26 protein-coding genes are annotated in these 24,471 nt (G+C 68.5%); 12 read left to right on the top strand and 14 right to left on the bottom strand.

Annotated elements, in window-relative coordinates; all coding sequences use genetic code 11:
* Positions 1–2: 2 nt before the first annotated feature.
* Complete coding sequence (locus AB7E03_RS18590; protein WP_489942781.1) at positions 3–1,157, bottom strand: alpha/beta hydrolase family protein; 1,155 nt, start codon at positions 1,155–1,157, stop codon at positions 3–5.
* Between the two features lie 130 nt (positions 1,158–1,287).
* On the opposite strand from AB7E03_RS18590, the gene AB7E03_RS18585 reads away from it, so the two are divergent.
* The 4 genes from AB7E03_RS18585 (at position 1,288) to AB7E03_RS18570 (ending at position 3,928) form a co-directional block, all read left to right on the top strand.
* Positions 1,288–1,695, top strand: coding sequence for a GntR family transcriptional regulator (locus tag AB7E03_RS18585; RefSeq protein ID WP_489942780.1), 408 nt, complete (start codon positions 1,288–1,290; stop codon positions 1,693–1,695).
* Positions 1,692–2,609, top strand: a complete 918-nt coding sequence (locus tag AB7E03_RS18580) for an ABC transporter ATP-binding protein (RefSeq protein ID WP_489942779.1) — start codon at positions 1,692–1,694, stop codon at positions 2,607–2,609. The genes AB7E03_RS18585 and AB7E03_RS18580 overlap by 4 nt, the downstream gene beginning before the upstream one ends.
* A complete protein-coding gene (locus tag AB7E03_RS18575) occupies positions 2,606–3,379 on the top strand; it encodes a hypothetical protein (protein WP_489942778.1) in 774 nt (257 codons plus the stop codon). Before AB7E03_RS18580 ends, AB7E03_RS18575 begins: the two co-directional genes overlap by 4 nt.
* Positions 3,380–3,595: 216 nt before the next feature.
* A complete protein-coding gene (locus AB7E03_RS18570; protein ID WP_441783931.1) occupies positions 3,596–3,928 on the top strand; it encodes a DMT family transporter in 333 nt (110 codons plus the stop codon).
* Positions 3,929–4,008: 80 nt separating this feature from the next.
* Here AB7E03_RS18570 and AB7E03_RS18565 read toward each other — a convergent pair whose 3' ends face one another.
* The 5 genes from AB7E03_RS18565 to AB7E03_RS18545 form a co-directional block, all read right to left on the bottom strand.
* A complete protein-coding gene (locus AB7E03_RS18565; protein ID WP_489942777.1) occupies positions 4,009–4,239 on the bottom strand; it encodes a hypothetical protein in 231 nt (76 codons plus the stop codon).
* A 1-nt stretch (position 4,240) separates the two neighbouring features.
* Entirely contained in the window at positions 4,241–4,780 is a 540-nt protein-coding gene (locus tag AB7E03_RS18560; RefSeq protein ID WP_489942935.1) for a DUF2781 domain-containing protein, read from the bottom strand.
* A gap of 65 nt (positions 4,781–4,845) precedes the next feature.
* Positions 4,846–5,424 carry a GNAT family N-acetyltransferase gene (locus AB7E03_RS18555; protein WP_489942776.1) on the bottom strand — a complete coding sequence of 193 codons (579 nt, stop codon included), beginning with the start codon at positions 5,422–5,424 and terminating at the stop codon, positions 4,846–4,848.
* Between the two features lie 35 nt (positions 5,425–5,459).
* Positions 5,460–6,152, bottom strand: a complete 693-nt coding sequence (locus tag AB7E03_RS18550) for a uracil-DNA glycosylase (protein ID WP_489942775.1) — start codon at positions 6,150–6,152, stop codon at positions 5,460–5,462.
* Between the two features lie 8 nt (positions 6,153–6,160).
* Positions 6,161–6,682, bottom strand: coding sequence for a phosphoribosyltransferase (locus AB7E03_RS18545; RefSeq protein ID WP_441783926.1), 522 nt, complete (start codon positions 6,680–6,682; stop codon positions 6,161–6,163).
* Between the two features lie 42 nt (positions 6,683–6,724).
* On the opposite strand from AB7E03_RS18545, the gene AB7E03_RS18540 reads away from it, so the two are divergent.
* Together AB7E03_RS18540 and AB7E03_RS18535 are read left to right on the top strand one after the other, a co-directional pair.
* Positions 6,725–8,212, top strand: coding sequence for an MFS transporter (locus AB7E03_RS18540; protein WP_489942774.1), 1,488 nt, complete (start codon positions 6,725–6,727; stop codon positions 8,210–8,212).
* A gap of 1 nt (position 8,213) precedes the next feature.
* Positions 8,214–9,005: a nucleotidyltransferase domain-containing protein gene (locus AB7E03_RS18535; protein WP_489942773.1), complete on the top strand. Its 792-nt coding sequence runs from the start codon at positions 8,214–8,216 to the stop codon at positions 9,003–9,005.
* Positions 9,006–9,014: 9 nt separating this feature from the next.
* On the opposite strand, the gene AB7E03_RS18530 is transcribed toward AB7E03_RS18535, so the two are convergent.
* Together AB7E03_RS18530 and AB7E03_RS18525 are read right to left on the bottom strand one after the other, a co-directional pair.
* Positions 9,015–9,707 (bottom strand): potassium channel family protein, encoded by a 693-nt coding sequence (locus AB7E03_RS18530; protein WP_489942772.1) that lies wholly within the window; start codon positions 9,705–9,707, stop codon positions 9,015–9,017.
* Position 9,708: 1 nt separating this feature from the next.
* The gene (locus AB7E03_RS18525) at positions 9,709–10,482 is read right to left on the bottom strand and encodes an SDR family oxidoreductase (RefSeq protein ID WP_489942771.1); all 774 of its coding nucleotides are present in this window, start codon (positions 10,480–10,482) and stop codon (positions 9,709–9,711) included.
* 131 nt (positions 10,483–10,613) lie between these two features.
* Between AB7E03_RS18525 and AB7E03_RS18520 the strand changes: the two genes are divergently transcribed.
* Positions 10,614–11,936, top strand: coding sequence for a bifunctional o-acetylhomoserine/o-acetylserine sulfhydrylase (locus AB7E03_RS18520; protein ID WP_489942770.1), 1,323 nt, complete (start codon positions 10,614–10,616; stop codon positions 11,934–11,936).
* Positions 11,937–12,030: 94 nt separating this feature from the next.
* Here AB7E03_RS18520 and AB7E03_RS18515 read toward each other — a convergent pair whose 3' ends face one another.
* The gene (locus tag AB7E03_RS18515; RefSeq protein WP_489942769.1) at positions 12,031–13,500 is read right to left on the bottom strand and encodes a flotillin family protein; all 1,470 of its coding nucleotides are present in this window, start codon (positions 13,498–13,500) and stop codon (positions 12,031–12,033) included.
* Positions 13,501–13,505: 5 nt separating this feature from the next.
* Positions 13,506–13,988, bottom strand: coding sequence for an NfeD family protein (locus AB7E03_RS18510; protein WP_489942768.1), 483 nt, complete (start codon positions 13,986–13,988; stop codon positions 13,506–13,508).
* 129 nt (positions 13,989–14,117) lie between these two features.
* Here AB7E03_RS18510 and metX point away from each other — a divergent pair, with 129 nt between their 5' ends.
* The 4 genes from metX to AB7E03_RS18490 are packed head-to-tail and all read left to right on the top strand — an operon-like array spanning position 14,118 to position 18,406.
* Positions 14,118–15,323, top strand: coding sequence for a homoserine O-acetyltransferase MetX (gene metX, locus AB7E03_RS18505; protein ID WP_489942767.1), 1,206 nt, complete (start codon positions 14,118–14,120; stop codon positions 15,321–15,323).
* Between the two features lie 16 nt (positions 15,324–15,339).
* Complete coding sequence (locus AB7E03_RS18500; RefSeq protein WP_489942766.1) at positions 15,340–16,506, top strand: sensor histidine kinase; 1,167 nt, start codon at positions 15,340–15,342, stop codon at positions 16,504–16,506.
* Positions 16,503–17,720 carry a hypothetical protein gene (locus AB7E03_RS18495; protein ID WP_489942765.1) on the top strand — a complete coding sequence of 406 codons (1,218 nt, stop codon included), beginning with the start codon at positions 16,503–16,505 and terminating at the stop codon, positions 17,718–17,720. The genes AB7E03_RS18500 and AB7E03_RS18495 overlap by 4 nt, the downstream gene beginning before the upstream one ends.
* A 32-nt stretch (positions 17,721–17,752) precedes the next feature.
* Complete coding sequence (locus AB7E03_RS18490; RefSeq protein ID WP_489942764.1) at positions 17,753–18,406, top strand: response regulator; 654 nt, start codon at positions 17,753–17,755, stop codon at positions 18,404–18,406.
* Positions 18,407–18,542: 136 nt separating this feature from the next.
* Here AB7E03_RS18490 and AB7E03_RS18485 read toward each other — a convergent pair whose 3' ends face one another.
* From AB7E03_RS18485 to AB7E03_RS18475, 3 genes are all read right to left on the bottom strand, one after another.
* Positions 18,543–19,169: a hypothetical protein gene (locus AB7E03_RS18485; protein WP_489942763.1), complete on the bottom strand. Its 627-nt coding sequence runs from the start codon at positions 19,167–19,169 to the stop codon at positions 18,543–18,545.
* A 92-nt stretch (positions 19,170–19,261) separates the two neighbouring features.
* Complete coding sequence (locus AB7E03_RS18480) at positions 19,262–21,316, bottom strand: alpha/beta hydrolase (RefSeq protein WP_489942762.1); 2,055 nt, start codon at positions 21,314–21,316, stop codon at positions 19,262–19,264.
* 404 nt (positions 21,317–21,720) lie between these two features.
* Entirely contained in the window at positions 21,721–23,001 is a 1,281-nt protein-coding gene (locus AB7E03_RS18475) for an MFS transporter (RefSeq protein WP_489942761.1), read from the bottom strand.
* Positions 23,002–23,061: 60 nt separating this feature from the next.
* Here AB7E03_RS18475 and AB7E03_RS18470 point away from each other — a divergent pair, with 60 nt between their 5' ends.
* A complete protein-coding gene (locus AB7E03_RS18470) occupies positions 23,062–24,237 on the top strand; it encodes a low temperature requirement protein A (RefSeq protein ID WP_489942760.1) in 1,176 nt (391 codons plus the stop codon).
* On the opposite strand, the gene AB7E03_RS18465 is transcribed toward AB7E03_RS18470, so the two are convergent.
* Positions 24,234–24,470 (bottom strand): hypothetical protein, encoded by a 237-nt coding sequence (locus tag AB7E03_RS18465; RefSeq protein WP_489942759.1) that lies wholly within the window; start codon positions 24,468–24,470, stop codon positions 24,234–24,236. The two genes, AB7E03_RS18470 and AB7E03_RS18465, sit on opposite strands and share 4 nt — an antisense overlap.
* Between the last annotated feature and the right edge of the window lies 1 nt (position 24,471).

Raw genomic sequence — 24,471 nt, 5'->3', positions numbered from 1 at the left:
GGCTAGCCGAGCCGGTCGTCCTCCCGAGCGGGCGCGAGGAAGTCGATGACCGCCTGATTGAACGCCGCCGGGTCGACGTTGTACTCCCAGCAGTGCTCCGCCCGCGAGAGCTCGACGAGGCGGACCAGCCGCGGGTTGGCCATCGCGAACAGCACGGATGACGAGAGCGGCACGGACCGGTCGCCGTCGGAGTGGATCACCAGCGCCGGGACGGTCAGCCGGCCCGGTCGCGACCAGTCGAGCCGGTCGAAGTCGAGGGGTTCGGGAAGGCCAGCGCGGGCGCTGAGGCCGGGATCGGCGAGCGCCCGGATGGCGAGCGAACCTAACACTCGAGGCAACCCTCGCTCCGCCACGGTGTTCCGGATGGCGGCGCGCCAGTCGGTGACCGGTGCGATGAGCACCAGCCGGTCGATGGATGCGCGATGGGCGCCCAGCTCGGCGAGCTGCAGCGCGATGGTCCCGCCGAGCGACCAGCCGACGAGCACCACCCGCTGGGCGCCTCTGCTCAGGGCCCACGCGACCGCCGCATCCACGTCCTCCCACTCCCGGAGGCCCAGAAGGCTCGCGCCGGCCGGAACGGGCGGCCCCTCGCCGTCGCCGCGATAGGAGACGACCAGCGACGTCATCCCGAGCGAGTCTGTCGCGTGCACCGCCCCAAGCACGGTCACCCGCGGCGCGTTCTGCCCGTGGATGTGGATCGCCCACACGCCGGGACGCCGGTTCTCGCGAGGCTCGACGACCCAGGCGGGAGCGATACCGCCGGGAACCTCGATCTCGACTTCCTGGTACGGGCGCCGCAACGACTCGGGGCCGGCATGCAGATGCCCCGTCCACCGGCCCGACTGGGCGGACGAGAGGTCGCCGCTGACCTCCAGCAGTTCACGCGTCACCGTACCGGCCTCGCGGTCGAAGGCGGTCACGTGGCCGACGACCGCGTGGCCGTGGGTCGCGTGGCCGTGCCGGCCGAACCAGAGGCCGAATTGACCGCGATGCAGTGTGCGCCGGTCGGCGGCCAACGTGACGCTCGTGCCCGTGCTCGAGTGGATGCGCGTCGCCGGGCGCTGACGCGGTGACACCACCGCGCGCGCCAGCGCGACGCCCGCGCGGCGGAGCACCCAGCCCGCCGTCACCCCGAGCAGCGTGGCCGAGACGGCCACGACGACTATCCACGTCATACCCGTTAAGACCCCGCGCGCGGGCCGTTCATGACGCGCGAAGAGAACTCTTGACAAACCATCGGTCGACCTGGTTGGTTAGCTACATGAGTAATGAACCGGTGAAGCTCGGATGATCGACGAAGGCAAGCCGATCTTCGTCCAGATCGCGGAGCAGATCGAAAACGACATCATCGACGGGGTCTACCCCGCCGAGAGCCAGGTGCCGTCCACGAACGAGTTCGCCGCCTTCTACCGGATCAACCCCGCGACGGCGGGCAAAGGCGTGAACCTCCTGGTCGATGAGGGGGTCCTCTACAAGAAACGAGGGATCGGGATGTTCGTCTCCGACGGAGCGCGCGAACGGCTCGTCGCCAAGCGGCGTGACGCCTTCAGCGACGAGTACCTCCGCCCCCTGCTGACCGAGGCCGCAAAGCTCGGCATCGGTCCGGAACAACTCACCAGCATGATCCAGACGGCCGCGCTGCCCGCATCGGGTGGCGCACAGCCGGATGCCCAGACGAAAGGAGTGAGCGCATGAGCGCCGCCCCCGCCCCGATCTCCATCGCACCAGCGGTGCAGGTCTCCGGCCTGACCAAACAGTTCGGATCGTTCGCCGCGATCGACGACGTCTCCCTGACCGTCGAGCCGGGCCGGATCCACGGCCTCCTCGGCCGCAACGGCGCCGGGAAGACCACGCTGATGCAGCTCATCACCGGCCAGGACTTCGCCACGCGCGGCGACATCCACGTGTTCGGTGAGAAGCCGACCGAGAACGCACGGGTGCTCCAGAACGTGTGCTTCATCAAGGAGAGCCAGCGATACCCGGAGGACTTCCAGCCCAAGCACGTGCTCAGAAGCGCGCCCTGGTTCTTCGAGAACTGGGACGCCGAGTACGCCGAGCAGCTGGTCGATGAATTTCGACTGCCGCTCAACCGGCGCATCAAGAAGCTCTCACGTGGGCAGCTCTCCGCGGTCGGCGTCATCGTGGGCCTCGCCTCCCGGGCGCCGCTGACCTTCTTCGACGAACCGTACCTCGGGCTCGACGCGGTCGCCCGCCAACTCTTCTACGACCGCCTGCTGGAGGACTTCGCCGAGCACCCCCGCACGGTGGTGCTCTCCACCCACCTGATCGACGAGGTGGCGAACCTCCTGGAGCACGTCATCGTCATCGACCAGGGCCGCATCCTGATGGATGAGGACGCCGAGACGCTGCGCACGTCGGCCACCACCGTGGTCGGGCCGCGCACCGCCGTCGACGCCTTCGTCCGCTCGCGGGAGGTGCTGCACCGCGACGGAGTCGGCGGGTTCGCCTCCGTCACCGTCGCCGGGCTCGCCCCCGCCGACCGCGCGGAGGCCGCGAGCGCGGGCCTCGAACTCGCGCCGGTCTCCCTCCAGCAACTCATCGTCCGCAGGACCGAGGTCCGTGAAACAGAATTCGAGCAGAGCGCATGAGCATCGCATCCCCGTCACTGGCACTCGTCCCGCCGCCCGCGGCGTGGGACCGCGTTTGGCGCATCGTCCGGCTGAACCTCGTCAACAAGTGGACGGTCATCTGGATCCCGGCCATGATCATGTTCTTCATCTGGCTGGTCAACTGGCTGATCTGGTGGATCATCTGGGGCGCCACCTCGCCGGCTGACCGCGCGGACGCCATGGACGGCACGCAGTGGAGCGGCGGCGCCTTCTACGTCTTCGTCTACATGCTGATCGTGGGCATCCAGATGATCTCGGCGACCTTCCCGTTCGCGCTCGGCTACAGCGTCACCCGGCGCGACTTCGCGCTCGGCTCTGGGCTCACCTTCGTACTGCTGGGCGCGGGATGGGCGCTCGGCTTCACGGTGCTGTCCACCATCGAGGAGTGGACGAACGGCTGGGGACTCGGCGGCCACCTGTTCACGTCGGTGTACTTCGGCGGCGAGACGTTCTTCGGCCGGCTGTTCATCGTCTTCGTCGGGATGCTGTTCTTCTTCGCGGTCGGCGCGTTCTCGGCCTCGCTCTTCATGCGGTGGCGGATGAACGGCATCCTCGTCGCCGGGGCTGTTCTCGCGCTGCTGATCGTCGGCGCGATCGCCCTGATCACGTACACGCAGAGCTGGCCGGCCGTCGGCGACTGGTTCGCCGCGAACGGACCGCTCGGAGTGACGGCCTGGCTCCTTGTGCCGACCGCACTCGCGGCGGTCGCCGGATATGCCGTGCTCAAGCGGGCGACACCGCGGAGCTGACGCGCGCTCGCGCATGCGCCGCGGGCATGGACGTGGCCGGGAGCTTCTGCTTCCGGCCACGGTTTCATGCCATCGGCCTCACTCGAAGGGAGCGGTACACCACTCCGTCCGACGATGTAGGCGAGCCCAGGCTAGGCCGGTTCGGTGACGAGCGACAGAACGCGCAGCGAACTCATAGGGCGGTGCTCGGAGTCGCCGTTCGCTAGCGTGTGTCGCGTGGGCTATCTCTTTCTCGCGGTCGCCATCGCGACCGAAGTCGTCGCGACCACGTTCCTGAAATTCACCTCGGGCGAGAACCCGAAGTGGTGGGCCTTCGTCATCGTCGTGGTCGGCTACCTCGCGTCGTTCTTCGCGCTGTCGCTGGCGCTCGGACGCGGCGTCCCGCTCGGGATCGCCTACGCGATCTGGTCCGCCGTCGGCGTCGCCGCGATCGCGATCATCTCGTGGGTGTTCTTCAAGGAGTCGCTGACCTGGGTGCAGATCGCGGGCCTGGTGCTCGTGATCGGCGGGGTCGGCCTCCTCGAGTTGGGCGCGAAGCACCCCGCGTAGCCGAACGCTGCCGCTCGTCGCATCCGCCGCTGTTCGAGCAGGGGCGGATGCGACAAACGGCGGCGCTCAGATCAGGCGGATCAGGCGGAGCCGACGAACGCGGCGAGCGCCTCGTCGATGGTGCGCGCCGGGGGGATGTAGTCGTACCGTGCGCCCTCGCCGGAGGGGACGTACTCGCCCTCCGGCGTGATGGTCACCTCGCCGAGGAACCGGCCGCGGCCGAGTTCCGCATCCTCGTCCGGGAAGGAGTGGTCGTACACGTCGTAGCGTTCGCCGTCCTCGTAGACGGTCAGGTCTTCCAGCAGCGGCATCTCAGAACCTCCTCGTGAACGGCAACGGCTTGCGCATCCGGATGAGCAGAAGCAGCGGGACGAGCACGTACGGCCCGTTGTACAGCAGGAACACGATCGGGTTCGGCGTGCGCTCCCCCACCGGGCCGAAGAACTCGACGCCGAAGATGGGGATCGCGGTGAGGCTGATGATCATGGTGGCGTAGATGACGGCGAACAGCTGGATCCAGTTGAAGCCCTTCACCAGGGAGATCACCAGCAGCACGTAGAACGGCAGGTAGACGAAGGCGCTGGTGCCCGTGATGAACCGCAGCCACAGCGGCTCGTGCATGTAGAGCGGGTCGTACTGCGACGAGTACGTGTAGTTCCACTGCGCGAGGATGTTCGTCGTCGTCGCGGTCTGCGGGATGCCGAGCGTGGGGATGGCGTCACTGATGATGCAGGTCACGATGAACAGCGAGAACATCACGATGAAGAAGATGTCGACAGGGCGCTTGCGCAGCGGCAGGTTCGCGGGCACCGCCGGGGCGACGGAGGCGACCTGTCCGGTTCCGGGTGTCATGGTGGTCACGCCGCGAGCCTAGCGCCGGTCAGCCGCCGACGGCGGGAGCCCGTGAGTGAGAAGTTCTACTTCAGCGACTTCTGCATCAGGACCGTGCCCAGCCACCGGTCGAACTTGTAGCCGACGCGCCCCATCCGGCCGATCTCGGTGAAGCCGAAGTTCTCGTGCATCCTGATCGAGGCGTCGGCGCCCTTGTCGGCGATGACGGCGATGATCTCCTTGAGGCCTGCTGCCTTGGAGCGGTCGATCAGCTCCTGCATGAGCACAGGTCCCAGGCCCTTCCCGGTCGACGCAGCGCCCAGGTAGATCGAGTTCTCGACGGTGTAGCGGTAGGCGCGCTTCTGCTTCCACGGCTGCACCAGTGCGTAGCCGAGGATCTGTCCCTTCGGCGACTCGGCCACGATGAACGGCATCCCGAGCTTTTTCAGGTAGGCGAACTTGCTCTTCCACTCGCGCAGCGTCATAGCATCCTCGTCGAAGGTGACGGTGCTGTTGGCCACGTAGTGGTTGTAGATCTCGCGGATGTGCGGAAGGTCTTCCGGTCGCGCCTCGCGGATGGCGTACTCGAACGGCGTCTCCGCCGGCTCCTGCTTGCGCAGGTGCGGCGGCAGGACGCGACGCGGCTCGTATTCCTCTTCCAGCACGGCAACAAGCCTACGTCGCCCGTATTGCGTGCGGGTTACGGTTCGAGCGACCAGTCCACCGGCTTCTCGCCTGCGCGCTCGAGCAGGGCGTTCGCCCGGGAGAAGGGCTTCGACCCGAAGAACCCGCGGGAAGCCGAAAGCGGACTCGGGTGCGCCGATTCGATGACCGGGTTGCCGTCGAGCAGCGGCTTCAGAGTGGAGGCGTCCCTCCCCCAAAGGATCGACACGAACGGCCGGCCCCGGGCGACGAGCGAGCGGATGGCGTGCTCGGTCACCGCCTCCCATCCTTTCCCACGGTGCGACGCGGGCTCGCCCGGGCGGACTGTGAGGACGCGGTTGAGCAGCATCACGCCGTGGTCGGACCACGCGCTCAGGTCGCCGTGCGGCGGCGGGACCACCCCGAGGTCGTCGCGCAGCTCGCGGTAGATGTTCTGCAGGCTCCTCGGCAGCGGACGCACGTGGCGATCCACCGCGAAGGAGAGGCCGATCGGGTGCCCGGGCGTCGGGTACGGATCCTGGCCGACGATGAGGATGCGGACATCCGCAAGGGGTGCCCGGAACGCCCGAAGGACGGCGTCACCCGCCGGCAGGTACGGACGGCCCGCCGCAACCTCGGCGCGGAGGAACTCCCCCATCGCGGCGATGCGGTCGGCGACGGGTTCGAGCGCAGTGGCCCATCCCGGGTCCATCGCGCCGTCGGCGGCCAGCTCGGCCAGGGACTTCGGCACGCGCGGCCTCAGTGGGTCGCTGCGGTGACCGGCGGGAGCGCCGACCACGGGAACGTGATCCAGCGATCGGTGCGACGCCACACGAAGTCCGGCTCGAGCACGGTCCTCGGCTTCGAGTACAGGCACACGGTGCGGACGTCCGCGCCCGAGGCGGCGATCAGGTCGACCACCATGGCGAGCGTTCGACCCGAGTCGGAGACGTCATCCACCAGCAGGACGCGCTTGGCGTCGAGCGCGGCCGAGTCGAGCAGCGGAGGAAGCACGACCGGCTCCGGGAGGCGCGTGTCGACGCCGGTGTAGAACTCGACGTTCAGCGCGCCGCAGGCCTTGATTCCGAGGGCGTAGGAGATGGCGCCCGCAAGCAGGAGGCCGCCGCGCGCGATCGCCACGACCATGTCCGGTTCGAAGCCGGACTCGACGACCTCGCCGGCCAGGTGGCGGGACGCCTCACCGAACTCCAGCCATCCCAGTACCTCGCGTTCCGTCTCCTGGAGAACGTCTGCACCGGAATCGTCGAGTTCGCTGGCCATTGCTCTACCGTACCGGGGCCATGCGGGTGTTAGCATCCGCGCATGACCTCGGAGAAGACGTCGGCCCAACGCAGGGCGACCGTCGCGATCGGCGCGGCGGCGGGCCTCATCGGCTGGCTCGCCCTGGTGGAGCTGACCAGCGGCATCCTGCAGGGGTACTACGTCCCGCTGATCTCCGACATCGTGCAGCATCTGGGCATCCACGACGCCGACTACAACTGGTTCGAGGCCGCGCAGCTGCTGCTCTCGGCCCTGGTGGTGCCGGTGCTCGCGAAGCTCGGCGACATGTTCGGGCACAAGCGCATCCTGCTCATCGCCACCGCCCTCACCGCCCTCTCGACGTGGGCGCTCGCGTTCTCCGGCGACTTCGCCACCTACCTGATCGCGTTCGCGCTCCAAGGCTTCTACGTCGTCTGGCTGCCGCTGGAGGTGGCGCTGATCTTCGACCGGGGACGCCGGACGGGGAGCGCCGCGTCGGGGACCCGACGCGCGGCAGGGCTGCTCGTCGTCGCCCTCGAGGCCGGGGCCATCGTCGGCGCGATCGGGGCGGGCCTCCTGTTCGAAGCGTTCGGCGGCGACGTCACGCTGACGCTGATCGTGCCGGCGGTCGCCGTCACGCTCGTCTTCTTCGCGATCCTGTTCGGCGTGCCCGAGTCGGAGCCGGGGCCGGGCCGCATCCTCGACGGCATCGGGTTCACGCTCCTCGCGCTCGGCCTTCTGCTCATCACGTCGGGACTCACCTTCCTGCGCCTCAACGGAGTCGGCACCTGGTGGGTCTGGGCGCTCATCGTCCTCGGCGTGCTCGCGTTCATCCCCTTCGGCCGGTGGGAGCTGAGGCAGGCCGATCCGGCGATCGACCTGCGGGTGCTGCGCCGCCCGTCCATGTGGCCGGTGCAGCTCACGGCGGGCCTCATCGGGATCAGCCTGCTCGGCGCGCAGGCGCCCCTCAGCACCTACGCGGGGACCGACCCGGCCAACGGCTACGGGCTCGGACTCTCGGCCGGCCAGCGCAGCATCCTGATCGGCGCCTACCTGATCTCGATGATCGTCGGCGCGCTGCTGTTCCCGGTGGTCTCGTCGTGGCTGACGCCGCGGGTGACCCTGATCGGCGCGTCGTTCCTGGTCGCGATCGGCTACCTGCTCTTCCTGCCCTTCCACCTCGAGACCTGGCAGGTGTTCACCAACATGGCGATCGCGGGCATCGGCTCGGGCGCTCTGGTCGGCGCGCTCCCGGCCGCTGCCGCCGCCGCAGCGCCACGCGGCCAGACCGGCGTCGCCACTGCCCTCACGAACACCACCAAGACGATCGGCGGATCGTTCGCCTCGGCGGTGTTCGGCGTCGTGCTGCTCGCGGGCGCCGCGACCGTGACGGCCACCGCCGCGAGCCTCCTCGGTTACATGACCGTCTGGACCATCTGCGGCCTCGGCGCGCTGGTCGCCGCGGTGCTCCTCTTCTTCGTGCCGCGACTCGCCTTCGCGGACGCCGAAACGATCGAGCCCGGCGAGCCCGTGCTATCCGCCCAGGAGTGACATGAACGACCAGCTGCCTCCCGCCGTCGCCGACGCGCTCACCGAGTTCCTGCTCGAACAACGGCGCCGGGCGCCGGGGCTGGTCAGCCGTGCGGTCGTGACCGGCTCCGCCGCCACCGGGGACTGGCATCCCGGAGTCTCCGACATCGACGTCGTCTTCGTCGTCACCCGCGACCCGGTGAACGACCTCCCGGCCCTCGCCGAACTGCATGCGGCCTCGGATCCGCACATCGACGGCGTGTACCTGACCGAGTCGGAACTCGCCCGCGGGCCGGAGGTCATCCAGACCGCGCCGCAGGTCGTGGAGGGGGTGCTGGTGTCGCAGCTGGAGGGGGCGCAGCTTAGCTGGATCACCTGGCGCGAGCTGGAGTCGGGCGTGCAGGGCGTCGTCGACGGCGGCGACGTCATCTGGACCCCGGTGGCCGATCGCTACGCCGGGACCCAGGAGGGCGTTGTCGCGTTCTCGCGCCAGAACCTGCTCGACTACTGGCAGCGCATCGGCGAGAGCCTCGAGCAGGAACTGGCCGGGCGGGAGGAGGGATCGCCGCTCCGCCCCGAGACGGTCCGCTGGGTGGCGCTCGGCCCCATCCGGCTGGTCGCGACGATCGACACCGGCGAAGTGCTCTCGAAGACGGCCGCCGCGGACTACGCCGCCGAACGCTGGCCGGAGCACGCCGAACTGCTGCAGCGGGCGGTGCGCGATCGCGCCGGCGATCGCCAGGAGTTCACGGTGCGGGACGGGCGGCAGGCGCTGGAGCTGCTGCGCGCCTGCGTCGACGTGGCTGCGGAGTGAACCTGCGGCTCAGCCCCGGTCGTGACCGCTGTCGCGCGGGTGATTGCGTTCCCGTTCGGCGCGCAACCGCTGCGTGCGGTCGGTGAGGTAGCTGACGATCGTGGCGCTCGCAGTTCCGACGATCACGATCCCTCCGATCATCAGGACGACCGCGAGGACGCGCCCTTGGATCGTCACGGGGTAGTAGTCGCCATAGCCGACCGTCGACATCGTGACGCAGGCCCACCAGACCGAGTCGCCGAACGAGCGGATATTGGACCCGTGCGCGTACCGCTCGGCTTGGAACACGGCGAGCGAGATGACGTAGATGAACATCACGATGAAGCTGGCTGCGGTGATGATCACCCGCCGCCGGAGGTGCGATCCGGAATCGCCGCCGAGGGCCGGGATGCGATGCAGGCTCGTCAGCAGACGGAACGGCCGCGCCATGGGCAGGAACACGGAGAGCAGATCGACCGGGTTGTGCCGGACGAAGGACCCCTTGTCCTTCGACAGCATCAGCCGGATCACGAAGTCGCCGAGGAAGAACAGCCAGACGACGACCAGGATGGCGATCAGGGTGACGGTCAGTGCACGCGATTTGTGCTCCTCGAGGATGTTCCAGGAGTACGCGATGAGGAAGAGGACGCTCGCGGCGACCCCGGGCCAGGCGGTCGCCCGTTCCCAGCGGTCGCGTCTCGGGTTCACCTCCTCCTTCGCCATGTCAGTCCTTGACGCTGAGCTCGCCCTTGTGAAGCCGGTACGGCGCGGCCTGCGCCACCGGCTTCACGACGATCAGGTCGAGGTCGACATGCCGCGGAAGGGTCAGCGCGTGCACGATCGTCCCGGCGACATCTTCGGCCGAGAGCGGCTCGGGGACGTCCTCGTAGACCGCGTCGCGCCTCGCCTGGTCGCCCCCGAACCTCACGAGTGAGAACTCCTCGGTCGCGACCATCCCCGGGGCCACCTCGACCACCCGGATCGGCTCGCCGTTCAGCTCGAGGCGCAGCACCTCGGTGAGGGCGTGCTCGGCGAACTTGGCGGCGTTGTAGCCGCCGCCCCCGACATAGGCGGTGAGGCCGGCGATGGAAGTGACGACGCAGATGTCGGCGTGCCCGGTCTCCGCCGCACCCCGTCGGAGCAACGGCAGCAGCGCCGAGATCACCCGCTTGGTGGCGATGACGTTGATCTCGTACATCCAGACCCAGTCGTCGACGCTGGATGACTCCACCGAGTCGAGGCCGTGGGCGCCACCCGCGTTGTTGACGAGCGCGTGGATGCCGCCGGTCGCCGCCAGGTGGTCGCGCAGGGCGTCGACCTCCTCCTGCTTCGTCAGGTCGGCGACGAACACCTCCGCGCCGGTCTCCTCGGCGAGCGCGTCCAGGCGGTCCTGCCGCCGGGCGACGCCGACCACGTCCCAGCCCTCCGCACGGAACGTGCGCACGGCCGCCGCTCCGATCCCCGAACTCGCTCCCGTCACGACAACCCGTCTACCCATGAGCACATTGTGGCGGGTTACGGCGTGTTTCGGATACGTTGCTCCCGCGCGGGCCCCCGAATAGCCTGCTTGACGACAGCGGTGGCAGACCGCTTGCACACTCTGGACCTCACACCCGAAGGAGAGACGCCATGACCGATGCCGCCGACTGGCAGTTCGAAACCAAGCAGATCCACTCCGGCGCCGCGCCGGACCCGGTGACGAACGCCCGCGCCACCCCGATCTACCAGACCACCTCGTACGTGTTCAACAATGCCGAGCACGCCAAGAACCTCTTCGCGCTGGCCGAGTTCGGCAACATCTACACGCGCATCCAGAACCCGACGCAGGCCGTCGTCGAGGAGCGCGTCGCCGCGCTCGAAGGGGGCACCGGGGCCCTCCTCGTCGCGTCCGGCCAGGCGGCCGAGACCTTCGCGGTGCTGAACATCGCCCAGGCGGGCGACCACATCGTCTCCTCCAGCTCGATCTACGGCGGCACGTACAACCTGTTCAAGTACACGCTCGCGAAGCTCGGCATCGAGACGACGTTCGTGGAGAACCAGGACGACGCCGAGGAGTGGCGCCGCGCTGTCCGCCCGAACACGAAGCTGTTCTTCGCCGAGACCATCGGCAACCCGAAGATCAACATCCTCGACATCGAGCTCGTCGCCGGCGTGGCGCACGAGGCCGGCGTCCCGCTGATCGTCGACAATACGATCGCGACCCCGTACCTGATCCGCCCGTTCGAGCACGGTGCCGACATCATCGTGCACTCGGCGACGAAGTTCCTCGGCGGACACGGCACGGTCATCGGCGGCATCATCGTCGACGGTGGCACGTACGAGTGGTCGAAGAACGTCGAGAAGTTCCCGGGGCTCACCGAGCCGGACCCGTCGTACCACGGCGCCAGCTACACGGCTGCGGTCGGCGACGGTCTCGCCTACATCATCAAGGCGCGCGTGCAGCTGCTCCGCGACCTCGGTGCGGCCATCGCTCCGGCGAGCGCCTGGCAGCTCATCCAGGGCATCGAGACCCTCTCGCTGCGCGTCGAGCGTCACACCCAGAACGCGCAGGAGATCGCGGAGTTCCTCGAGTCGCACCCCGACGTCGCGACGGTGAACTACTCGGGCCTGCCGACGAGCCCCTGGTACGCCACCGCCAACAAGTACGCGCCCAAGGGCGTCGGCGCGGTGCTGTCGTTCGAGCTGAAGGGCGGTGTGGATGCGGGCGCGGCCCTCGTCGACAACCTCTCGCTGTTCAGCCACCTCGCCAACATCGGCGACGTGCGCAGCCTCGTCATCCACCCGGCGTCGACCACGCACTCCCAGCTGACCCCGGAGCAGCAGCTCACCGCGGGCGTCACGCCGGGCCTCGTGCGCCTCTCGGTGGGCCTGGAGAACGTCGACGACCTCAAGGCGGACCTCACCGCCGGGCTTGCCGCCGCCCGCTCGGTGGCGGAGGCTGCGCGCGCGTAACGTCCCTTCCTCACCCCATCCAGTACGCGAAGACTGCACGCGAAACTCCGGTTTCGCGTGCAGTCTTCGCGTATTCGGCGGCTCTCGTGGAGGATCAGCGCGTTGACACTACCGATTCCTTCGCCGGGCCGCCTGCCGAGACGAGCGCACCTCCAGCGATCGACCCGAGGACAGCGCCCAGGTCGATGCCGGTGAGGTCCTTCACGACCGCCGGCACCTGACTGACCACCTGTCCCACCGTCTTCGTCACCGCGGAAGCTCCGTCGGTGCTGATCACGGTCAGCGAATCGATGTTCCCGAGCGGCTCAGCAACAGCGCGGGTGATCTCGGGCAGCCGCTCGATGATCTCCGATGCAAGGCCGGCGTCACCCAGCTTCCGCAGTGCCTCCGCCTTGGCGTCTGTCGCGCGCGCCTCCGCAAGTCCCTCGGCCTCGATCGCCGCAGCTCGAGCCTCACCCTCGGCGCGCACACCCGTCGCCATCGCCACCTGGCGATCCCGTTCCGCCTCGCCCGCGAGCCTTACCGATTCTGCTGCGGCCTGGGCATCCTGAACGGCGGCGATCTTGTTAGCTTCTGCGATCGTCCGCCGCTTGAAGGCATCGGCCTCCGTGGCAGCGTTCGTCGCATCACGCTCGGCCTGCGCGCGCTGGACCGTCGCATACGCATCGGCCTCCGCGGGTTTCCGCACTTCGATATCGAGGCGTTCCTGCTCCACCTTCGCCTTCTCGGCGAGGGCTTCTCGCTCCTCGGTCGCGACGAGTCGCTCCTGTTCCGCCTGCGCCAACTGCCCGGAGGCGGCCGCTTCAGCGTTGGCGCGATCGGTCTCGGCCTTGATGGCCGCCTGCTTGAGGCTCAGGTCCTTCTGCCGCTCGGCGATCTGCTCGGCCGCCTCGATGCGTGCGAACTCGCTCTCCCTCGCCGTCCCGGCCTCCTTGATCTCGGCGTTCTGCCTCGCCAAGGCCGCCTCGGCACGGCCGAGATCGGCCAGATACGTAGTCCCCGGTGTGGAGATGTCGGAGATGTTGAGAAGGTCCACCTGAAGACCTTGTTCGGCGAGATCCATCTTGGTTGCCTCGACCACACCCTCCGACAGCGCATTTCGATTGGAGATGATCTCGGTGACCGGCATGTTGCCGATGATCGACCGAAGCGAGCCCTCCAGGGACTGCTGGATGATCTGGGTCAGCGAGTCCTGCTGGTCGAGGAACCGCTGGGCGGCCCTCCGGACGCCCTCCGGGGTTCCGGAGACCTTGAAGTTGACGCTCGCATGGATCGCCAGTTTGATGAAGTTCGCGTCGACACCCTCCACGACGATGCCGATCTGCCGCTGCTCGAGGGAGATTGAGAATCCCTGCTGCAGGATGGGCCAGATGAACACTCGTCCGCCGATCACGACCCTGGGGCCGTGTTCGTCCGCGGCGGTCGGACGGCCCGTTCCCCGGCCCACGACCACGAGCGCTTCGTTCGGCGCGACCCGGCGGATGCGTTTGCTGATGAAGATGAAGACGGAGATCACGGCGACGACGATCACGAGCACCGCGATCACCCCGATGTATGCATCCAATGGATTCAGTCCTTTCGGTGGTTGGTGAGGTCCAGCGCTTCGACCCGAACGCGAGACCCGCTCAGTGAGACGACCCGCACCAGTCCGCCCGCCGGGATGTCCTCAGCACTAGTCGCAAGCCGTGTCTCCAGCTCGTACGGGCCGTCCAGGCTGACCTCGCCTCCCTCACGGTAGACGCGGGTGCGGGCCACCCCGGTAAGGCCGGTCGGATCGTTGGTGCCGGTGTCTTCTGTCTGCTTCAGACGGCGGATGACTGTCTGCACGCAGACGAGCGTCACAATTCCCACAGCGATCGCCACAACGTATGCGACAACGACCGGCAAGGCGAGCGCGATAACGAGGACGCCCGATGCGCCGAAGACGGATAGCCCAGCACCGAGACCGGTGCCTGAAACGCCACCGTCGAGCAGATCGAAGAGTTCGCCGAAGACAGCCGCAAGCAACAGCACGGCCAGCCCGACAATGCCGATGGTGATGAAAATCAGCACAGGACTCCCAAATTTTCGATGAAACATCAGAGGTACCACGCCCGATGTGGGCGCCGCGGAGGCATGGCCGCAATGGCGTAGCGCGTAACACAGACCAGCAAGCGCGCCGGCTCCGGGAGAATGGACGCTATGGAGTGGCAGACATCCGCCGACACGGCGCCGTCGAGTTTCATCACGGACGCCCAGGCGCGGACGCTGCTCGGCAAGCCGCCCGCGAGCGGCGCCTGGAAGGAGTCGGACGCACCGGGTGACCGTCAGTTCGCCGGGATCGGCGCCTTCTCGTTCGAGAGCGGCGACAGCCTCCCGTTCGTCCGGGTCGCGTATGAGACCTGGGGCGAGCTGACTGCCGAGCGCGACAACGCCGTGCTTGTGCTGCACGCGCTGACCGGCGACTCGCACGCGGTCGGGCCGGCGGCCCGCGGGCACCGCACACCTGGCTGGTGGGAGGGCATCATCGGCCCCGGCAAGGCCATCGACACGGACCGCTGGTTCGTCGTGGCACCCAACATGCTGGGCGGCTGCCAGGGCACGACCGGTCCCGCGTCGCTCGCGCCCGACGGCGCCGAGTGGGGCGCGCGCTTCCCCTTCACGACCATCCGCGACCAGGTGGCCGCGCAAGCGGCGTTCGCCGACGCGATCGGGGTGGACCGCTGGGCGGCCGTCATCGGCGGCTCGATGGGCGGGATGCAGGCGCTGGAGTGGGCGGTCATGTACCCGGATCGGGTCGAGCGGCTTGCCGTCATCGCCGCTCCCCCGCATTCGACCGCCGACCAGATCGCGCTGAACTCGGTGCAGATCGAGGCGGTCCGCACCGACCCGCTCTTCCGCGGCGGTCAGTACTACGACGCCGGCGACGGCAACGGACCGCATCGCGGGCTCGCCCTCGCGCGCCGGATGGCGCTGCTGAACTACCGCAGCCCGTCCGAGCTGAACGTCCGCTTCGAGCGCGCCTGGCAGAGCGGCATCAGCCCGCTGGGCGGCGGCGGCCGCTTCGCCGTCGAGTCGTACCTCGACTTCCACGGCAACAAGTTCACCCGCCGCTTCGACGCCAACAGCTACCTCACGCTGGTCGAAGCGATGAACTCCCACGATGTCGGGCGCGGCCGTGGCGGGCTCGCTGCGGCCCTGTCGCGGGTGACCGCCCGCACCCTCGTCGTCGGGATCGACAGCGACCGGCTGTTCCCCGTCGAGGGACAGAAGCAGATCGCCTACCATGTTCCGGACACGCTGGACGGTAGAGTTCCAGTGGTGATCCGCTCGGACTTCGGCCACGACGGGTTCTTGATCGAAGACGACGCCGTCGGCGCCCAGCTGAGGCGGCTGCTCGCTGACTGACGAGGGATGGAGGGGCATGTCGCGCATCCAGAAGGAGCGTGACCGGCTCCTGGCGGCGACGGCCCGCACCGTCGGTCTGACAGCCACGGTCACTGCCCTGCTCTGCTTGAGCGTCCCCGGTTCGCTCCCGCTCCCCCTGTACCTCGCCTCCGTGGTGCTGATCGTGTGCCTCGGCGTCGCGCAATACCAGCTCGCCGCGCTGCTCCGCTTGACCCTGTGGATGTGGGTCATCGTGGTCTGCGGCCTCGCGCTCATCCTGCTCCACCTCCTCCCGGGCACGGCCCTCGGCCCCTCGGCGATCAGTGCGGTCGGCGTGATCGGTGCGGCGTCGGTGGCGTGCATCTGCGTGGTCGCCGTGACCTCCCGCGCCCGGCTGGTCCTGCTCGTCGCCTCGGCCGCCCTGACCGTTGCCGCGCTGGGCGTGACCCTCGGGATGACCGGCTCGCGGATGATCGAACCTCTTGTCTTCACGATGACCGGCTGGATCGCCCTCACAGCCACCGGCGTGTGGCTCTCGCGCACGGTCCCACGAACCCTCAAGCGCATCTCGACCATGAGCCGCGCGTACCGCGTCGAGCGCCAGGCGAGCGAGACCGAGGCACGGCGCCGTCAGAGCGCCCGCCTGCTGCACGACACGGTGCTTGCGACTCTCACCCTGCTCGCCCACTCCGGCGTCGGCGTCAGCCACGGCGCACTGCGCGAGCAGGCGGCGGAGGATGCGGCCCTCTTGCGGCAGTTGCGGCTCGGCTTCACACCCGACCCTTCGCGCTCGGGCGACTACAAGCTGAAGCCGGTGGAGGAGTCCACGCTCGGCAACACCCTCGAGTCGGTGAAGCAGCGCTTCCGCCGGATGGGGCTGGAGGTCAACTGGCACGGGGCCGGACAGGTGCTCCTCCCGAGCGACGTGCTCGACGCCTTCCTCCTCGCCCTCGGCGAGTGCCTGGAGAATGTCCGGCGGCATTCGGGCGTGAAGGAAGCGCATGTGACGATCACCGACGACGAGGCCAACGTGCGCGCGATGGTCACCGACGCCGGCAAGGGGTTCGACGTGGCGACGATCGACAGCGGCAGGCTGGGCTTCACGGAGTCGATCGTGGCGCGGTTGCGGGATGTCGGCGGCAACGCACGACTCTTCTCCTCCCCCGGCAGCGGCACGACCGTCGTGCTCGAGGTGCCGAAGTGACCCGCGTCGACGAGCGGATGGTCCCCCGCAGCTCGATAGGCCGCGTGGCTGCCGGCGACGAGCGGGATGCGCTCGGCCGGGCACGCCTCGACGTCGGCTTCAACGTCGCCACGGTGGCGCTGATCGCCTTCCTCCTGATCCTCTTCGGGCTGAACGTCTCCGAGTACCCGATGCTCGGGCTCTCCGTCGCGGCCTGGGTGCTCGTCGCCGTCACGCTGGTCGCCGCCCTGGTCCTCCGCTTCCGGCTGCCGGACGAGCTGCCCCTGTGGCTGTTCCTGGGCGCCCTCGCGGTCTGGGCGGCCGCGGTCGCGCTCGACATCGCAGGAAGTTGGCCGGTCGGGGGCGCCACCGCGCCCCTCACGGCTGCGGCGGCGGTCGGCCCCGCCCTGCTGCTGTGCGTGCCCGTGCGACCGGCGCGCGACATCGTGATCGCGGCCGGCGTACTCGGCGGCGTCCTCCTGGCCGTCGTGATCGCGCGCGCGATTCCCGACCCCCAGCTCCTCGGCCCCGGGCTCGTCACCGTCGCCATCGCCGTGGCGCCGCCGGTCGTGGGCGTCCAGATCGTGCGGTCACTGCGCACGCTCGTGCAACTCGAACTCGACCTGGTCCAGGTGCAGAGCACCGTCGTCTCCCCCGGTTACGCGATCGGGATGCTCGCCTCGGAGGAGCTCGCCCGGCTCGACCTCGCCGCCGAGCGCCTCCTCGACGGCGTCGCGACCGGACGCACGGCCCTCCCGCTCGATCAGGACACGGCGGATGCGGCGGCCAGCATCGCCACCGAACTGCGCCTCCATCTCATCCAGGGCCGCAAGGAGACCTGGCTCTACCACGCGGTCACCGAATCGGCCCTGCTGGGTCCGTCGGTCACCCTCACGGACCCCGACGGCCTCGCCGCCGGCCTCAGCCGGGACCAGCGCGACGGGCTCCTCACCGCGGTGTGGCTGCTGATCAGCGACCCCGTGCGGACCGGCGCCGGGCAGCCGCGCACGCTGACGCTCGACCTCGCACGGCCCGTCGGGACGTATCCCCGCACGTCCAATCCGCGCGCGACGATGACGATCGCGATCTCGACCAGCGGTGTGCCGCGAAACGGGGTAGACCCGGCGGCATGGCAAGCTATCCGTAAAGTAGGCCGCTACGTCGAGTCGTTCTCCGGATCGACACTGCACATCGAGATCACCACGGTGAGCGACACGTCAGCCGAGCTGATGTGACCCGGCTGGACCGGCAGAGAGAGAGGCACCCCATGGCTGAGGAACCGCCGATTCGGATCGCGATCGTCGACGACCACAAGATGCTCCTCGGAGCACTGACCGAGTGGATCCGCAGCGTCGCGGACGACATCCGCATGGTCGCGGCCGTCGCCAGCTGGCCGGAACTGCTGACGCATCCCGAGTTCCCGGTCGACGTGGTCCTGCTGGATCTCGACCTGAAGGACAACATCCCGATCTCGCTCAAGCTGTCGACCCTCAAGACGACCGGTGTGGCGACCGTGCTCATGAGCACGTACTCCGAGCCGGCGGTCGTGCGCGAGGCCCTCGCGGCCGGCGCCATGGGCTACCTGGTGAAGAGCGAGGATGCGGAGATGATCGTCGAGGCGATCCGCGCCGCCCGCAAGGGCGAGTCGTTCATCTCGACGGAGCTCGACCTCGCGCTGAACGCGGGTGAGGTCGGCGGAGCACCGAAGCTGAGCGCCCAGGAGCGCCGGGTCATGGCGCTGTACGGCGCTGGCGAGCCGGTCAAGGCGGTGGCGTTCCAGCTCGGCATCTCGGACGAGACGGCAAAGAGCTACCTGAAGCGCATCCGCGAGAAGTACCGGGTCGCCGGGTACGACGTCGGGACGAAGGTGGCGTTGCGGAAGCGCGCGATCCAGGACGGCATCCTGCTCCAGAACGACTGAGCGGCAAGCCGCTGAGCGGCCGTCGCCAGCCTTCGATGCTGCCGTGGGTGGGAGTCCGGGCCCGGCATGCGGGCCGCGAGCTCAGCGGACGCCTCCGCCGCGTCGTCGCATCGTACGCCGCGTCACTAACGATCGATCACCAGAACCATCCATTGGCGTCCGGCATCCCCGCTGAAGAGGGCAACGGCGCCGCGGTGGAGGTCGGAGAAGGCGCGGGCGCGCTGGGTGTCGGGTGGAGGGAGTCCAGGCGTTTCTGCACCCGGGCCTCCGCCCAGTCATCGATGGAGGAGTCGGTGGAGCACTCCGTGGAGACTCTGATAGCTACTTGTTCATTTGTGGCGGTGAGTCCGTAGTAGACACCGTCTGCGCGGGTGGCACGGATTGCGATACCGATGGTTCCCGAGGGGCTGGTCCAGTCGACGGTTCGCTCAACCGTGAACCCTTGGCTCTTCCAGTACGCGGTGAGCTTGTCCGCGATGGGGTGAGGGTCATGTTCGAACGCGAGGTGAGCAACTGAGTCATCGATCTGAGAGGCGTCATCCGAGCCGACGCTGGAGCACGGTGCCAGATGTAAGTCTTCAGAGGCCGGGTCCCACGGTTTGTGCTCCTGGATCGCACCGCTCATCCACCCGTCGGTGACGCCGGTGGCGGCGATGGCGGCCTCGGTGAGGTCCACGTACTGGGTGAGCAGTTGCGTGATCGCCTTCTGCGGGGTGCCCGGGCTTTGCATAGCGTGCGGGCCACTGACAGCAGGAACAGACATACAACCTCCAAGTAACGACACCGTCATAACCGTCACCACAGCCAGACCCATCGATTTCACGAAACGACCAACACTTGTTCCCGACGGGCCGCTCACCGGGTCGGCCTCGCCCCATCGGCGACCTCGCCCGGTCGACCGATCGACGTAAGCCCTGCGTTCCAGAGAGCCTCCGTGTCCGGGTCGAGGTAACCGTGGCCTTCTGGCGCGGTGCCGTTGAGCGGATCCGACCCGTTCGGTGTATCGCCCAGCGCACTGTGCCCCCGGGTTTGTTTCAACACCTCACCACCAGGCAGCACAGCGCCTTCTGAGGAGAAAGACTGCGCACCCGGCATCGACTTCGGCGGTTTGACCACGATCCCCGGCGCCAGAAGCGCACCCGGGGAATGGGTCGCCTCCGGGTTAGGCTCCGCACGCCCCGCTGTTGCCGAACCGAACGGGGCCAGGAAATCCAGCCTCGCCGCTGTGGTGTAGATCGCAGGAGACCCGCCCGCCTGCTTCACATGCAGATCCGTCAACGAGTGCACCACGCTCGTGTCAATTCCCGCGGAGCCCAGCATCGTGAACGAATCCACCTGATACTTCGTATGCGTCAACGCGTCCGCCGCCATCGTCGTCCCATACGAATGGGCCAGCACCGACACATACGGGACAGGCACTGCCCGGTTCGCCGCACGAGCAGCGTGCGTGCCATCCAGCTCGGTGGCGAACCGCCACGCCCCGTCCTGCGCCGACGCCGGATTGTTCACACTGACCATGTCTGGAGTGTCATACCCCAACCAGCCCACCACACCATGCGAACGACCATCCAGGCTGTTCTGCTGGTCGAACAGATTCCAAGCGGACTGGGACCAGCTTGTGGTGGCGTCGGCGGCATCGGACAGCATCCCCGGGGCGGCCCAGGTGACCGTGTCCGCAGTGTCCAGGTCCCCGTATCCGACGGCGACCATCGGCACGGACGCATCCAGGTTGAAGCACACCAACGATGCTGAGCCCTTGTTGAGCACCTTCGCCAACGCGTCGACCACTTTGCGCTGTTCCGCGGTGAGCTTTGCCCTGTGAGCTTGTGCGTCTCTGTACGCGGCCAGGTTGCAGGTGTTGCGGACTGAATACGGCAGCCCGGCCAGGTTACCCAGGATGCCTGGCACCGCCTTGATTAGCGCCGCCTTCGCCGGGGAATCGGCCGCACCGAGGCTGGACCACCACTTCGCGACCTTGTCCGGGGAGGGCGGGTGCTGCCAGAACTCCTGCAACAGTTTCGGGTCTTCCGCGACCAGCGCCGCCAGCTCGGCCGGGGTCAACCGGGTCAACGAATCCATCAGTACTGAGTTCACACTCGCCGACGGATCGATCGTGGCCAGTTTGCCGATCGTGGAGGTGAACGCCTTCAACTCCGGTTTCGAGGGATGCGCGAGAGCACCGTGATGGGTGGCATCCAGGGCATGAGCGAACGACTTCTCGCCGGCGTCGTACTCGTGTTTAGCCTGCGCCGCTTTCCGCTTCGCCCTCGCCAGACGCTCCTGCGCGTCCTCGAGCAAAGAGTTGGCGTGGACCAACCGCTCGTCGACAGCATGCTCTCGCTTCCGCGCCGCGGTCAGCTCGGACGCTGACGGAGCCGCTTTCCCGGGCGGCGGCTTCTCCGGCGACCGATACGCCTTCTCCACCGCACTCAACGCCGCAAGCAGCACAGCATGCTCAGCACCCAGTGCCATGACTGAGGCTTCCGCCGCCTCCACGTCTTCTAGCGCCTGCACCGCCTCGTGCAACGCCGCATCCGCCTCGCCCTGAGCGTCCTCCATCGAGGCGGCCCAGACACGCGTTGCAGCAGCACCTTCCGCGTGCCGTGCCGCCGTGTCCAGCGCAGCAGCCTTCACCGCCCGCAACCGCTCAGAGAACGCCTCAGCAGCCAAACCCGACCACGACGACGTCCCCAGGATCGTGTTCAACACCCGGTCCGCCTCAGCCGCCTGATGCATCAGCAAATCCGACACGGTGCGCAAATCGGTCGCCGCTATCCCGACCGTGTCGTGCTCCCCCGGCGTCGGGTCCTCATCGAACCCGACCGGAGACCAGTCCGACGCCCTAGAACCCAAAATACTCGCCCCCACCACTCCGGAAACGCTCAGCGTCGGCGGCATCACGCTGCTCACACGAATCCGCCGCAGCCTTCAGGGCATCCCCCAGCGCCGCAAAACTCTCCGTCACGGCCGAGACACCCGGAACCCAATACCGCTCGAACCCGTCGATCCCGCCCCGCGACACCCCCGCGCCGAACCCGTCCGAGTCGATCACGGACGGCCTATACACAGCGACAGCCGAATGCAACACCTTCGCACCCGCCCGCAACTGCCCAGAATCAACACCGACCGATCGCCCCACTGCTGCACCTCATCAATTCCAGATTCCTATAGAACCTGGTCAGCATAGGGGCGGGACGACACGGCCCGCTCAGCCTGACCGCTTTTCGGCGCCAACCGCGTCGTTCCCTGTCGATTCAGGTCAAGGTGCCGTCGGCGATGGCTGCGGAGACCCACATCACCCGGCCGGCGACGCGTCAGTCGACGCGCACTGGTTCCGGCCGCTGCGCCTGCACCGCGCCGGTGTTCACGCCGCGCCGGACCCGGGAACGGTCGATTCCAAAGGAGGCCAACGCGAGGCCGAGACCGGCGATCGCGAGGACCGCACCGACGACGACCGGTGACAGGTAGCCGAGGCCTGCCGCGATGGTCAGCCCGCCGAGGAAGGCGCCCGACGCGTTGGCGATGTTGAGCGCCGAGTGGTTGAGGGCCGCGGCGATGGACTGACTGTCTCGCGCCACATCCATCAGGCGGGTCTGGATGGTCGGCGAGAGCGCCGAGCACGCGCCCGACACGACGAAGATCGACACCATCAGCCCCACCATGCTGGCGGCGGTGAGCCACAGCACGCCGAGCCCGATCAGCAGGATCACGAAGAACAGCAGCATGCTGCGAGGGACGCTGTGGTCGGCGGCGCGTCCGCCGAGGATGTTGCCGACGGTCATCCCGAGCCCGGCGACGACGAGGACGAACGGCACGAAGGACTCCGGGTAGCCGGCCACGCTCGTCACGATCGGGGCGATGTACGTGTAGACGGCGAAGAAGCCGCCGAACCCGACGGCGCCGATGAGCAGTGCCATCCAGACCTGCAGCCGGGTGAAGGCGCGCAGCTCGTTCTTGACCGTCGCGCGGGCGTCACCCGCCTGCCACGGCACCAGGAACGCGACCGCTGCGAAGGTGAGGGCGAAGATCGCGGCGACCACCAGGTAGGCGATGCGCCAGCCGCTGTGCTGACCGATCCAGGTGATCGTCGGAACCCCGATGACGTTGGCGATGGTCAGCCCGGAGAGGACGAAGGCCACCCCGCGGCCGCGCTTGCCCGGCCCCATCAGGGAGGCTGCGACCAGGGAGGCGATGCCGAAGTAGGCGCCGTGCGGCAGCGCCGAGATGAAGCGGGCGAGAAGGACCAGCTGGAACGTCGGCGCGACCGCGGAGGCCACTGTGCCGAGTGTGAACGCGACCAGCAGCCAGAGCAGGAGCTTCTTGCGCGGCCACCGCGCGGCGAACGCTGCGATGGTCGGAGCGCCGACGACGACCCCGAGCGCGTAGGCGGAGATGATCCACCCAGCCTGCGCGTTCGCCTCGTTCTGGGAGGCCGCGTACAGCTGCGGCAGCAGGTCGTGCGCGATGTTGGGCAGCAGGCCCATCGCGACGAACTCGGTCGAGCCGATGCCGAAGCCGCCGAGGGCGAGCGCCAGCAGCGCAAGACGAATGCGGGCCGACGACAACTGCGTCGGCCCGTCGATAAGGGGGGTCACCCGCCAAGCCTATATCGAATCGTTTCGACCCGCGGCCCTCCACCCGGCTACGCTGCCCCCATGGCTGCCTGGGGCGACAGGGACCCCTCGCGGGTGCACTGGATGGAACTCTTCTTCGATCTGGTCTTCGTCGCCCTGGTCGCACAGCTTGCCCACGTGCTCCATGTGCACCCGTCGTTCGTCACCTTGGCTCTCTTCGTCGCCCTGTTCGCCGCGGTGTGGTGGGCGTGGGTCAACCTGACGGTCGTGGTGGACCTGTCCCCGCAGTTCAGCCGGCGGCGTCTCTCGGTCGTGATGCTGATCGCCATGCTCCCGATCGGGGCGATGGCGGTCGCTGCGCCCGAGGCGGCCGGCGACCGGGCCTGGCTGTTCGCGGCCGGGAACGGAGCACTGCGGGTCCTGCTCCTGTTCCTCTGGGTGCAGTCGTCGTGGGCGGCCGGCCCCGCGGCCCGCGTCCGGGTCCTGGCATACAACGGATTCACGGCGGTCCTCTGGCTGGTCTCGATCGCGCTGCCGCATCCCGCCGACTTCATCCTCTGGGCGATCGCGGTCGCGCTGGAGGTGGTGCTCCTGCTGTTGACCACGAGCCGCTGGTCGACCGGGGCGTTCGAGGGCGTCAACGTGGAGCACCTCGCCGAGCGGTTCGGGTTGCTCGTGATCATCGTTCTCGGCGAGTCCGTCCTCAGCGTCGTGGCCGCCGTGAGCAGCACCTGGACGATCGCATCCGGTGTGGTGGGGTTACTCGGGCTCGCCATCGCGGCGGGCCTGGCATGGTCGTTTTTCCTCTACGGTACGGACGCCATGCGGAGCGGCCTCGAGCGGCTGCTCGCAAAGGGCGACATGCGCGGCATCCGGGACACCGTCGGCTTTCTGCCGTTCCTCCTCCTCGCGGGCGTCACGGCGTTGTCTGCGGCGCTTGCGGCGGCCATCGCCCATCCGGCTGTTCCGCTCGTGCCCGCGCTCTCGGTGTCGCTCGGGGGCGGCATCGCCCTGTTCTACGTGACGAACGCTGTCATCGCGCGCCGGTTCGGAGACTCGTGGCAGACGGTCCTGCGCTGGGCGATCCCGGCGGTCACGCTCCCCTTGCTGCTGATGCTCGCCGGACTGTGGCTGCCCGCGTGGGTGTCGGTCGTGTGCGCCGTCGCGATTCTCGTCCTGGTCGTCGCGTCCTCCGAGGTGGCTTCGCGCCGGCGGTTGCGGGCCGAGCCGATCCTCCCGGAGGACAGCCCGTCTTAGCCTCGGTCGGTGGTGCCGGAGGCTGCGGCCGCGGTCTGCTCCTCGAAGAATTCGGCCACATCCACATCCCGGGTCTCCTCCGGGCGGCTGGTCCCGGCGCGCACGGCGCCCACGATCGCGACGATGACGCACCCGAGCAGCACGCCGGCCACCAGCACTGCCACGATCACGAGGAAGGGGCCGAAAGCGACGAGCAGGCCGAAGAACAGGCTGACCAGGGTGTAGACATCCACG

Source organism: Leifsonia sp. RCC_180, assembly GCF_058138205.1.
This window is presented reverse-complemented; position numbering and strand designations above follow the sequence as displayed.